Source organism: Thalassotalea sp. 1_MG-2023 (assembly GCF_030546745.1).
Taxonomy (GTDB): Bacteria; Pseudomonadota; Gammaproteobacteria; order Enterobacterales; family Alteromonadaceae; genus Thalassotalea_C.
In genome coordinates, this window is the sequence record NZ_JAUOPD010000009.1 from 1 (window position 1) to 12,754 (window position 12,754).

13 protein-coding genes are annotated in these 12,754 nt (G+C 36.8%); 10 read left to right on the top strand and 3 right to left on the bottom strand.

Annotated features, from left to right (window positions below):
- Positions 1–70 precede the first annotated feature (70 nt).
- The 6 genes from Q4489_RS08920 to Q4489_RS08945 all read left to right on the top strand — a co-directional run bounded on the left by Q4489_RS08920 (position 71) and on the right by Q4489_RS08945 (position 4,321).
- Complete coding sequence (locus tag Q4489_RS08920) at positions 71–700, top strand: SHOCT domain-containing protein (RefSeq protein WP_303479234.1); 630 nt, start codon at positions 71–73, stop codon at positions 698–700.
- A 3-nt stretch (positions 701–703) separates the two neighbouring features.
- Positions 704–1,174 (top strand): HEPN domain-containing protein, encoded by a 471-nt coding sequence (locus tag Q4489_RS08925; protein WP_303479237.1) that lies wholly within the window; start codon positions 704–706, stop codon positions 1,172–1,174.
- Positions 1,175–1,268: 94 nt separating this feature from the next.
- On the top strand, positions 1,269–2,384 hold the full coding sequence (locus Q4489_RS08930; protein WP_303479240.1) for a restriction endonuclease: 1,116 nt from the start codon (positions 1,269–1,271) through the stop codon (positions 2,382–2,384).
- A gap of 227 nt (positions 2,385–2,611) precedes the next feature.
- Positions 2,612–2,809 carry a hypothetical protein gene (locus Q4489_RS08935; RefSeq protein WP_303479242.1) on the top strand — a complete coding sequence of 66 codons (198 nt, stop codon included), beginning with the start codon at positions 2,612–2,614 and terminating at the stop codon, positions 2,807–2,809.
- 241 nt (positions 2,810–3,050) lie between these two features.
- Positions 3,051–3,722, top strand: coding sequence for an RDD family protein (locus Q4489_RS08940; protein ID WP_303479243.1), 672 nt, complete (start codon positions 3,051–3,053; stop codon positions 3,720–3,722).
- A 113-nt stretch (positions 3,723–3,835) separates the two neighbouring features.
- Positions 3,836–4,321 carry an ATP-binding protein gene (locus tag Q4489_RS08945; protein ID WP_303479245.1) on the top strand — a complete coding sequence of 162 codons (486 nt, stop codon included), beginning with the start codon at positions 3,836–3,838 and terminating at the stop codon, positions 4,319–4,321.
- Between the two features lie 106 nt (positions 4,322–4,427).
- Here Q4489_RS08945 and Q4489_RS08950 read toward each other — a convergent pair whose 3' ends face one another.
- Positions 4,428–4,721: a type II toxin-antitoxin system RelE/ParE family toxin gene (locus Q4489_RS08950; protein WP_303479246.1), complete on the bottom strand. Its 294-nt coding sequence runs from the start codon at positions 4,719–4,721 to the stop codon at positions 4,428–4,430.
- Entirely contained in the window at positions 4,721–4,960 is a 240-nt protein-coding gene (locus Q4489_RS08955; protein WP_303479249.1) for a type II toxin-antitoxin system ParD family antitoxin, read from the bottom strand. Before Q4489_RS08955 ends, Q4489_RS08950 begins: the two co-directional genes overlap by 1 nt.
- A gap of 170 nt (positions 4,961–5,130) precedes the next feature.
- Here Q4489_RS08955 and Q4489_RS08960 point away from each other — a divergent pair, with 170 nt between their 5' ends.
- From Q4489_RS08960 to Q4489_RS08975, 4 genes are all read left to right on the top strand, one after another.
- Positions 5,131–5,601, top strand: a complete 471-nt coding sequence (locus Q4489_RS08960; RefSeq protein ID WP_303479251.1) for a GNAT family N-acetyltransferase — start codon at positions 5,131–5,133, stop codon at positions 5,599–5,601.
- A 127-nt stretch (positions 5,602–5,728) separates the two neighbouring features.
- The gene (locus Q4489_RS08965) at positions 5,729–6,262 is read left to right on the top strand and encodes a hypothetical protein (protein ID WP_303479253.1); all 534 of its coding nucleotides are present in this window, start codon (positions 5,729–5,731) and stop codon (positions 6,260–6,262) included.
- Positions 6,263–6,495: 233 nt separating this feature from the next.
- Positions 6,496–8,511, top strand: coding sequence for a metallophosphoesterase (locus Q4489_RS08970; protein WP_303479255.1), 2,016 nt, complete (start codon positions 6,496–6,498; stop codon positions 8,509–8,511).
- Between the two features lie 203 nt (positions 8,512–8,714).
- Complete coding sequence (locus Q4489_RS08975; RefSeq protein WP_303479258.1) at positions 8,715–10,628, top strand: S9 family peptidase; 1,914 nt, start codon at positions 8,715–8,717, stop codon at positions 10,626–10,628.
- Between the two features lie 89 nt (positions 10,629–10,717).
- Here the strand turns inward: Q4489_RS08975 and Q4489_RS08980 are convergent, their stop codons facing one another.
- Positions 10,718–12,712 carry a tryptophan halogenase family protein gene (locus Q4489_RS08980; RefSeq protein WP_303479260.1) on the bottom strand — a complete coding sequence of 665 codons (1,995 nt, stop codon included), beginning with the start codon at positions 12,710–12,712 and terminating at the stop codon, positions 10,718–10,720.
- Between the last annotated feature and the right edge of the window lie 42 nt (positions 12,713–12,754).

Consider the following 12,754-nt stretch of genomic DNA (forward strand, 5'->3'; position numbering starts at 1 on the left):
CAAACTAATTATGGCTCTGTCTTTTTAAGTTAACCCACGATGATGGAGGCTAGCCTCGTGGGGAGTCATTATGTCTATATTTCAAAAGGAGAGTTGGGTGACAAATCAGCCATTAAGTAGTAGTGATCAAAGTAAGATATTGATATTTTCATTGTTGTTAGCGCCTTCTGTCGTATTTGGTGTTGGAGCTATACCGGCTCTCTTTATTATTTTTGGTATATTTATGCTGAAAAAAAATGAAGACTTCTCTCATATTGAAACCGCTGTAAAGAACTCGAAAGCATATATTTCACTCTTATTATTTGGATGTATTATCGCTACGATATATTTTGGTAGCACATACGGAAATCCAGATCACTATTCCGAATATTCGGGGACATGGATAAACCAAAATGATTTTATTGTTTCATTAATTTTTACAGGGATAGCCTTAACCTACATAATTTTAATAAGCTTTCTTTTTTTCAAGCCGTTAAACTCCCATAGAGGTTGGGTAGAAGCAAATGGAATTTTCTCTTCAAAAAATAAATCGTCTATTATCAATTCTAAGTCTTCTGATGTAGACATCATAAAAGGTGAAAAACTAAAGCAATACTCTGTGGCGGATGAGCTCACAAAGTGGGCAAAACTCAAAGAAGATGGTCACATCTCTGAAGAGGAATTTAGCGAAGCTAGGACCAAGCTTTTGAAGCGAAATTGAAAAATGGATCTTTACAATAAGCAGTTCGAACAGCGTCAAGAAACCTCTGCTTACTGGCACAATAAATCACACGATCTTTTGGTGTCGGCACGCACGCTATGGAATGCAATGGAAAGCGAGAGAAAACTGGAGACCAATTGTTGGGCGACTTACAAGATGCTAATGGGAATGTCTTTTGAACTTCTTTTTAAGGCTCATTGTGTTGGTTCGGGTACAGAGTTTAAGTCTACACATGACTTAGTAGCTTTGGCTAATATAGCAAACCTACCTATCTCAAAAGAAGAAAAAAAATTATTAAAGGTGTTGTCTGAATATGTTATTTGGGATGGACGTTACCCTACACCGAAGAAGCCTGAACACTTAAAAGGTCATTGGAAGAATCAAGCTGACTTATTGGATGACAAACTGGACTTAGAAAATTTAATGCCACTTTGGCGTCAATTTTCTGATTCATTCATGGAGCACTACAATTGAAATATAACAAGTTGCTGCACTCGGAAAAATTACTCGCTGCGCTCCTAAATTTCCGGTGAGCAAAGCGTTAGCTTTATCAAGGATCGAATCTCACATGACTAGTGGTTTTTTACATAAACTGTTCGATTGGAAAAATTTTGAGTTATTCGTAAAAGATTTATATTCTACGGATGGAAATCTTCTCGTTGAACATGATGTTACCGAAATTGGAAAATCAGGAGCATCACGCCAGATTGATGTGAAAGTAACACAAAGAACTGGCTTTCATACATATGTAACTCTCATCGAATGCAAGTTTTGGAAGAAGGCAGTCGAGAGAACAACTGTAGATATTGTTGCAGCTTCTATAGATGATTTAAATGCATCTAAAGGTGTTATTTTTACGACAAAAGGATATCAACAAGGCGCGGAAACATACGCTAAGTCTAAAAACATTGATATTTTTGTAGTAAGAGATTTACGAGAAGAGGAATGGGGAGCGCCCGGTAGAAACCTTCAACTTTATTTAAACATAGTTGGCGGGCAAATGAGTAAGACTCACTTTCCAAATGCTCAAGCAAAACTGATAGTGCAAGAGCAACCCGACAACATGAATCTTAATATAGAGTTAAGTAAAGACAGTATTGATGATGAATCATTGCTTTTATATTCGATTGTTAATGGTGATACCGGAAATAACTTAACAAGGATACTTGCAGAGGTGCATAGCGTTGTAATTAAAAATATTAATGCAGCTGTAGGGCAAAATAACGAGCTTTTAAACCAAAAGTTAACCGTAACATCTGACGTACGTTTAGATCTTACTGGTTTTGAGTTTCGCCAATTAAGAAATAAATATGCGGCCATAGATTTATCTGAAATGACATTAAGCTTCGTCACACAAATTTCTAGAAGTGAGCTAAATATTGATAGAGGAGAGAAACTAGATTATGCACTTGTCGTCCAAAACTACGTTAATGAGCAAGCACACTACGTTTCTAAGAAGAATGGCGATCTTGTAATATCAGCATATGATAACGAAACTAGCGATGTTACAACCTCAAATGATACTTTTATAAATGGTTCTACTGCCAATATTTTTCTTAGTCCATGGGTTGGTGTAGATATTCAATCTAGTACTAGGGTTGCGAAGTCTAGCTTATTAAACCTAAAAATTAAAAAAGCAGATAACACTCTGGGATTTTGTATTTTTCCTGTGGAGTCAAGATAAAGCTAACAAACACTTCAAACGGTACAAAAACAGTTGGTTAGGTTCCGCTTCGCTGCACATTTTAGCAAGCTATTATCAGCCCCTGAATGGGCGTTGAGGCTGTAGAATTTCTCCCAAAAAGATGTTTTCACGTCTTTTTTTATATATTCTCAATTGTTTGTTTTTTAAGCTTGAAGCAAATTCCTCGTTGTAATCTAATAGATATTATTCACCGATAGCAAATTATCATGGCCAATTATAAAGCAGATTTATCCTGTCAAAGTAAGTTCATTCCCATCGACTTCTCACAACAAATAATCCCTGGAACCTTTGAATATGCGCTTGCGCATATTGTTGATAATCACCTTGATTTATCTGGCTTCGAACATTGGTATCAAAATGACAATGGCAACTGTATTGCCTTATTCATAATATTGAAAAGTTAAGAAACCATCTGTATTAGGGATTAAGTGGCCAACATCTCATCATATAAGCCGCTATAACGCCGAATCATCAGGCGCTAATTAATAATTTTACTGAATTAACGATGTAAAAATAAAATCGCCAAAAACGTAAAGTTTATTGATTGTTAAAAGAAAATAATCCAGTTAGAGTATTTTGATTAATAAATAATATAAAAACGAGTTATTCTACAAGCTCGTGATGTACTAAAGGAATCATCAAATAATGGACTATGAACCAGACTTTTCTGAATATTCTTATGACGAGTTACTGGATGCTGAAAGGCACATAGATAGAGAAGCCTACCCTGAACGATATGCAACGGTCATCAAACTCTTAAACGACTCAAACCACGTACCTGAAGGAAAGGTTGAGGCGCAACAGGAAGTTAAAATTGATAAATATTCTACATTCTGGCCTCGTTTTTGGGCTGCAACAATTGACGGGATTTTATTTGCGCTGCTTTTATACATTGAATGTTTAATATTTGGAATTGAATACAATACTCAGAATAGGTTTCTTCAAGCTTTAAATGGTGTTCAATTCGCAATATACGCTATTTTTATGCACGGTTATTTTGGTCAAACGCTTGGTAAAATGTTTATGGAAGTTAAGGTGCTAAATCATGATACTGAAACCGATATTAATGTTAAACAAGCACTGCGAAGAGAGTCGGTTAATTTGGCGTTAAATATTATTTGGGTGCTAATTATTTTAACAGTTGCAACAATATTAGAAGTCACAGGCACTATTTCTGTCGGGCTGTCATATGCAGTTATTGGTTTTGGTATCCTAGCTATTGTTTGGATTATATCCGAATTTGTTACCATGCTATTTAATGATAAACGAAGAGCTATTCATGATTATATAGGTAAAACAGTTGTGGTACGTACATAACAAGCCATTACAGTAACGAGACTGCTAACAGCTAGCTCGGTTCCGCTTCGCTGCGTATTTTAGCAAGCTATTATCAGCCCATTAATTGGGTGATATGCGTAAATGGAGGAAACATGGAAAATCAGGGTAAGCTGTTCTTCTTCTGTGGCAAGATGGGAGCAGGAAAATCGACTAAATCTATGGTTGTGGCTGCTGAAAACAATGCAATCCTAATTTCAGAAGACGATTGGTTGTCAGCTCATTATCCTTCTCAAATTCAAACATTTGACGATTACATTAAGTACTCAAATCTCATTAAGCCTTTCGTTAAAAGCCATGTTCAAAGTTTGTTGAATGTTGGGGTTAACGTGGTCATGGATTTTCCAGCTAATACTATTAAGCAAAGAGCTTGGTTCGTTTCACTGTGCGTTGAAGTAGATAGTAAGCATGAGCTATGGTATTTAGACTTAACAGATGAGCAATGTTTATTCCAAATTGCTAAACGCCGAGTTGAACAACCTGAAAGAGCTATGTTTGACACAGAGGCCGTATTTCATCATGTGACTCAGTATTTTGAAGCTCCATCATCGAGTGAAAACCTCAGTCTGGTACGTGTGTGATAATACGTATAACAAGAACATTAAACAAAATTTACTATTGGCTGTTTTTCGTTCCTCAAACATTTTAGCCAACTATAATTTTCAACTTATGTACGCGTTATATTTTTCAGAGAGCGCGGTTAACATCCATACTTTTGTGTAATAGTCTTACAATCAGAATTTGGTTTTTTTTGTGCTCTTTATAATAAATTACATGACTACCTTGAGGCTGTTTTCGATAACCTTCTCTTATATAATCGCAATTAAACCCTAACATCGTTTCATCTGCTAATTGATGGAAAGTATGATCTAACAGTTTTAAATAATCATTTCTTTGCGCCGTTCCCCAAGTTAATTGAGTATATTTAGCTATTTTAATTAAATCGCTTTTTGCTTTACCTGATAATTCAAGTTTCGACATTATTGGTTATCTTTGTCCAACTCTGAGATCAAAGAATCATATGAATAATTAGTAATACCACTGTCTTCACCTTCAACAAGCATATTACGTAAATTAAGTATTTTTGTTTCCTGATCTTCCAGTGCTCTTAAACCAGCACGAACCACTTCACTTGCAGAGCCATAACGACCAGAGTTAAGTTGCTGATTTATAAATTGATCAAAATGCTCGCCTAATGTTACGCTCGTATTCTTAGCCATAATGAAATCCATAAGTACCAATATATATGTGATTATGGTATATAAAATATAGCAAGGCAATAAATTAAGACACGAAAAACACTTAGCGACACTGTTTTAGCAAGCTATTATCAACCCCTGAATGGGACGTAATATACAATTGGATTTATGAATATTATTCAAAGGGGCGTATGGAAAATTTAGTTGTAATAAGGGAAGCGCAGAAAAGTGATCACCCATTTATTTTTGAGCTTTCACCTTACTTAGCTGAAGTCGCTCAGTTAGATTGGCATAGTGATGAAGCTATTCAAAAAATGCAAGATGATTACATTTCTAAAATGCTTGAAGAAACTCCAAAACCAAATATTACCTTTATCGCTGAGGTCAATAATATTTCATTGGGTTTTATTCATGTACGCACATGTGAAGATGGAATTTCAGGTGAAACTTGTGGAACCATACCGCTTCTTGCAGTATCACCTAAATCTCAAGGTTTGGGTTTAGGTAAATTATTAATTGAGCATGGTGAAAAGTGGGCTAAACACTTAGGATGCAGGCTGTTGCATTTAGAGGTCTTCGCAAATAATAAAAGAGCAGATCTTTTCTATCAAAATATTGGGTTTAAACCTGAAGTTGTTCACATGATAAAAGAAATAGAGTAATTTTCAGAAAACAAGCACTTAAAAGGAACAAACAGTAGGTTAGAAGCCGTTTCGCTACACATTTTAGTTAAGAATAATTAGCCTGTAATTTAAGCGTTAGGGCTATCTGTCAATTTTAGGATAAATTATGGATAATAGAGATAAATTAATACGTTTTACTAAAAAAGGAATTGGATTTCCTCTGGCAGGCTTGCTTGTTATTTCCATTCTTACGCTATTCATTAATGTGCTTCCACAGAGACAAGCTTTAATTTGGAGTATTATTGCAACGGGCAGTACTTTTCCTTTAGCCTTTTTCATCTCAAAGATATTCGATGTTAATCCATTTGCTAAATTACCACCGTTAACTGATTTAGGAGCTATTTTAGCGTTCGCTCAATTCCTATATTGGCCGGTTCTTATCATGGTTTTTCAACTCATTCCTAATTGGTTTCCTTTTGTTTTTTCGGTGCTTTTTGGATCTCATTTTATTCCTTATGGTTGGCTATATAAAAGTACCGGATATTATTTTATAGGGTTTAGTATGCCTATTGTTGGATGCATTATCGCTTTCGGAGGTAGTGAATTTTCATACGCTTATACATTTGCTGCACTTATTCCAATTTATGCAATAACATGCGGCTTACTTTTGAAAGAAATTCAACTTCAAAAGAAAGAGTAAAATAACCCATACAAATGCCTATGACAGCAATATGTCATGTCTACGACTTCCTTTGACGGACGTTTACTGGTTTTATTGCTTGTTACGCTTTTTCTATAAAATTAATCGTACAGCATCGGTATTGTTATCTACTCCGTTCTTTGTCGTGAATCCTTCATAAACTCGTCATGTAATTGTCAATCAATGCTTCTACTCTACACGTTGTTTTTAATGTGAAATTTGAAGGAAGTAATGTGAATAATTATAAAAAAAGTGCGCTATGTTTATCATTGATTATTGTTTTATCGGCTTGCGGTGAAGACGTTAAAATAGTTGAAAAAGAAGTTGTTGTTGAGGTGCCTATTACACCCGAACAACCTCAAGAACCTCAAGAGCCAGAACCTGTTGTTTATCAATCGTTTAAAATTGGATTGTTACCAGATACACAAGGGGGAACTGATGCAGAAGGTCAGGCACATGTTGCTTTGCACCCGATGGCAGAAGTGGTTAAGCATCAAAAAAATCACGATGTTGATCTGATCATTGCTGTTGGAGACTTAACCGACAATGGTACCGATGTTGAATTTGCAGAGTGGCGCTCAGTGGCAGATACCTATGCGGAACAAGGCATCGAATTTTTACCGGTGATGGGAAACCACGAAACCAGTTATGCTTACACATATAACTGGATTGAAAATATGAAAAATTTTATCCCAGAAGATGCCGTTCATATGCCAGCTTATGAATGGGTAAACTATTCCGTTATTCGTGAAAACGTGCTGATTTTTGGTCTTGCGTACTACAATTTACCTCTCGCTTTTGATTGGATAAAAGAAACCGTAGAAGCTAACGAAGGGAACTTTGACCACATTGTTGTAGCCAGTCATGATGGTTTAATTGGCGCTAAGTATGGCCAAACTCGTGAGCAAATTGTAGACGGTACTAAAGATGATAATTGGTTGTATGATGTGCAGCCAGAAATACGTAAGTTTTTCTCAGCGTATGATGTGATTTATGTGCAAGGTCATGAGCATCAATATCAGCGCTCATTAATTACCGCTAAGTCAGTACTTACTACTTATCCGTCAAGCTCTACGCCACTGGGTGGAAATTATCGCATGGACGCTTATACTCAAATTATGGTCGGCAACGCATCATACAAAGGGTATGAGTACCGTTACGGAGAGCGCGATCTCGTGCAGGCAGTTGTTTCGCAAAAGAACCAAACTGACCACTCAGAAGATCCCGGTTACGATGTTAATTCATCCATCTTAACGTTTAACAATGATCGAGTTGAATACGAGTCGTATTTTGCGAATCACCAAGCACATTCAAACGCGCCTGAATATGCATTTAATGCACAATGGCAATTAATGGATAAATTCGCTCGAACCAATAATCGTTGTGAAACATTAGTCTATCCGAATGCTATTCATCCTAACACACGCCCAGCAATGGTATTTCAACCGGAATATATAACCAATGATTGTTACGCGAATGATGGCTCGTATGCCCGCTTAGTCGGCGGAAGTAATGATACCTTTAACCGTACTGATACGCGTGAAAGAGATATGAGTTATACACCAGGTATCAGTCGTGCAGAGTCAATGAATGATCTCGTTCGATTAGCGTATCAATGGCTATTTCAAGTTCACGAACGTTGGTCGCCTAATTTAAATGCTGCTTATCGAGTCGTTCCAGACAATGAAAATGAAGAGTTGATCATTCCTGAAACGACTTTTGATTTAAAAGAGCATGTTACCTTAAGTTGGACACCCGCTAACGACAATACTGCTTCAGACATTTTGATTGTCAGTGGTACACAAAACCAAACAGGTATGTATCAAGATGATTATGGTGTTGAAAAAGATATTGAAGCAGATGTTGGTCTCGCGTTTTCTTTATCTGGCCCTGATTTAGGTGATATTGAACAAGGAGCTGGCAAACCAGCTGTCATCTTACCTGAAACCGCGACTAAATCTTGGGATATCAGTGATGCTGTATCAGACAAATACGTAGTGCAATACAGTGCGAATGAAAACATTGATTCAGCGACCGTTCAATTAGCGATAAAGAAAGCGAGTTGGCAGCCGATTGCGCCAGATGAGTGTATTGTGAATGCTGCTTGGGATGATACGTTTTTAACAACATTACCTACTCAAGTTGATGGCTGTAGTGATTACCCATTGGTCGGTTTTGATTCAGCTTTTGGTAATCGCTGGTGGGTGGTGCTTAACGCTGATGCTGAGCTAGCTTTAATCAGCAAGTAAACTAAAGTAAATGATATCAATTAACCAAACGGGGCGATTCTCGTTTGGTTATTTCTATTTGAAATGAATCTTTAACACAATTTTAAATGACAATAACAGCAAACTATATGCTTTATGTTCTAATTCTGTATACTGAATATGGATAAAAAACAAACAACTTATACGTTGTTAAATCAGAACAATAATAAACATGGAGTTTACTAATGAGAAAATTTCCATTACTAGCCACTATTATTTTTACTGGCTTTTACCTATCGGCTTGTTCAAAGCAAATTGAAGAGGTTTCTGAGCAACCTACTGCTCAAGAAGAATCAAGCTTTCAAACATATAGTGCTGAAGAGTTTCATAAAACGACATCTGTTTTTGGGTCATCCATTAATGCAGATGCTACGGCAATACTAGTAAGTAATGATGCAACCGGTATCTTTAACGCGTATAAAGTACCGCTTGATGGTTCGCCTGTAACACCGTTAACGCATTCCACTGTTGAATCAATTTATGTGGTTAGCTGGTTCCCAAAAGATGACAGAATACTTTATACCGCTGATAAAGGTGGTGATGAATTAAATCATTTATATGTAAGAGAACTATCAGGCGATGAAAAAGATTTAACCCCAGGCGATAACTTAAAAGCAAGCTTTGTTGGTTGGCATGAAGACGATAAACAGTTTTATGTTGCCACAAATGAAAGAGATCCAAAATTTTTTGATGTCTACCGTTATCAAGTGAGTGATTATTCAAGGGAGCTTGTGTATCAAAATAACGCTGGCTACTCAGTAGAAAGTATAAGTCCTAATGGTCAATATATTGCATTAAGTAAAACAATCACCAACGCTGACTCTAATTTATACTTAGTTGATCTTAAAGAAGAAAATAAAGTGGCTCAATTAATTACTGAGCATGAAGGAGAGGTTGAACATAGTGCCTATACGTTCACGCGAGATAGTCAAAAGCTTATTTATTCCACTGACGAATTTGGTGAATATCGACAAGCATGGGCCTATGATCTAAATACAAAAACAAAGGAAGTGAATTATAAGGCGAATTGGGACGTTAGCTTTACTTACTATTCTAAAGATGGTCGCTATCAAGTTGTAGGCGTTAATGCAGACGCGCAAACAAAAATAGAAATTTTAGACTTATCAACCATGAAACCATTGACCCTACCTAAACTGCCAAGCGGTGATTTACGTGGTGTTAACTTCTCAAATGATGCAAACACGTTAGTATTTTATATTAACTCAGATACCTCACCGTCAAATTTATATGTTCATCAACTGGGTTCCGATAACGTAAAACGTTTAACGAATACCGGAAACCCCAACATAGTTGAAGACAACTTAGTCTCTGGCGAGGTTGTTAGGTTTAAGAGTTTCGATGGTTTAGAAATTCCAGGGATTTTATATAAACCCATACAGGCAGAAACGCAGAAAGTACCGGCATTAATTTGGATTCATGGTGGTCCAGGTGGGCAAAGTCGTAAAGGGTATTCGGCAACAATACAACACTTAGTCAACAATGGTTATGCCATCTTTAAAATTAACAATCGTGGTTCAAGTGGTTATGGCAAAACATTTTTTCACTTAGATGATAAAAAACACGGTGATCATGACTTAAAAGACGTGGTGTATAACAAATATTACCTACAGTCTTTAGATTGGGTCGACAATGACCGAATAGGTGTGATTGGTGGAAGCTATGGTGGGTATTTAACCATGGCAGCAATGGCATTTGCTGATGAATTTGAAGTGGGGATCAATATTTTTGGTGTTACAAATTGGGTTAGAACGTTAGAGAGTATTCCGCCTTATTGGGAAGCCTTTAGAAAATCACTTTATGATGAGTTGGGCGATCCAAGTACAGATAAAGAGCGACTTCACAGTATTTCACCTGTTTTCTTTGGCCATAAAGTTAAAAAGCCAGTATTAGTGGTACAAGGAAAAAATGATCCTAGAGTGTTGAAAATTGAAAGCGATGAAATGGTTGAATCAATTAGAAATGGCGGTACTTTTGTCGACTATTTAGTGTTTGATGACGAAGGTCATGGCTTCAGTAAAAAAGTCAATCGTATAGAAGCATCCAAAAAATACGTTAGCTTTTTAAATGATCATTTATAGTGCTTAAATTACGCACTTAAAAACTTAATCATAATAAAACCAGCAATAACGCTGGTTTTATTTTGAGCGCATCGCTAACCACGTTGCGCTTATACACCTCTTATTTTGTTTTCAATGGCAATCAACGCTGGTACATGTTGTAAAGATGACATCATTAAGTCGAGTTGTTTGGTTAATGTAGAAGAATACTGTGAAGATGACTTAATTTGCTGCCATTTGTTTTGTTGAAGAACATATAATCCAGACATCTTTATCTCGGTGTCATCATTTAACGTAATATCGAGTTTAACGGGTTCTAATAATGCATCATCGTTGAATGGAAATAGCGTATGCGAACTATTTTCTTCATTGCGAAACTTTTTACTATGTTGGTTAGTTTGATGAATGCTTCCATGATCAGTTAAGTGGGTTAAATAAATAGGTGTATAACCGGATGCTATTTTCTTAAAAAATATTGGATATTGCTGGCTAACCTTGGATAAGTTATCACTTGATAAGAATTGCCATGGTTGATTGTTTTGTTTATTGTCTTGATTTATATCGATGAGAATTTCGCGGTTCTGTTGGCGAATTTCGGTGAGTATTTCTCGGTTTGTTGGTAATAACGAAGGCATTTTATGCTGTCTAGATTTTACTTTATCAATCGCTTCGTTCGATTGTTTTGCCAATTCTGATTCGTTGCCTAAGCAGTTGGCTTGAGTGTTAAAGCCCATACCATAAAGAATATACTGATAGCTTGCCGCAGGGAAAAGATCATAAGGGCTTAAAAAACCATTATTTTCTGGTGGTTGAAACTGCCATAAAGTCAGTAATTCTTTTAATGAATCAGGAATTGTTGCTGGATCGCGGTTATCACACCAAAAATCACTGTCATCTCTTTTACTCAGCACATAATGTAACTTTAAAAAGTCGATAATACGTTGCCAGCGAAAATGCATGTTTTTATTGTACTGGCGGGCGATAACATCCATTGCTTCACGACTCGCTGGCATTTGTAAAGCAATGGTTTTCGCTGCCAGTTCTACCATGACTAGAGCAGATGCCTCTAAAGGCTCTAGAAAGCCGGAAGACATGCCAACTGCAACACAGTTTTTATGCCAAAAGGTTTCTCGATGCCCAGGATTGATATCAAGTGTTCTAAAGGTGAGTTGCTCAACGTTATCCACTGATTGAGCTAAATACGATTTAAGTTGTGTAGTCGCTGCTTCGATAGATGTGTATTTAGTACTAAATACATGGCCAACGCCTCGTCTTGTGGGTAAGCCTATATCCCATATCCATCCAGCGGTTTGTGCGGTAGAAAGGGTGGCAGATTCCACAGGCGAATTTTCACATGGGTAGGGCACTTGTACCGCAATGGCTTTATCAATAAACAAAATATCTTTTTTACTGATAAAGGGGACTTGATAATGTTTGCCGATTAAAGCTGCCGCTTGGCCTGAACAGTCTATGAACAAATCTCCGTTAATATCTCCGTGTTCTTTGGTTGTTAACGATGCAATATCACCGTTTGATTTACTATTTACCGCGATGACATCATCAAGAATATGTTTAATGCCCAGTTTTTCAGTGCCATGTTCTGTTAAAAGCTGTGAGAATTTACCGGCATTTAAATGATAACCATAGTTTTCTATGGTTTTAAAGTCGCCAAGCTTTAACTGTTTAGGGGCCCGCTTTTGCTGACAAAGTAATGCTTGTAAACATACGGTTTCGGCAAATGGTTTATCTGCGTAGTGTTGTTGCCAAGTACTGGCTAAGCTAATTTGATCAAATGACTGTGGTGGTGTAAACGGGTGATAATACTCATCACCCTCTTTATTGTTCACCCAATTGACAAATTTCGACGCTTGTTTAAAAGAAGCATCGCAACGTTGCATAAAGGTTAACTCACTTATACCAAGTTGTTGTAACGTGTTCACCATGGTTGGCCATGTGCCTTCGCCTACACCAATCGTTGGAATATTAGGAGACTCTATTAATGTCACGGAAAAAGGGGAATTTTTGTTAACGTGTTTAGCCGCAATTAAGCATGCGGTTAACCAGCCTGCACTACCACCACCTAACACAACAATTGATTTAATCATTTACTTTCCCCTGAAAATGTGAAGAATATAAAATATATAGTA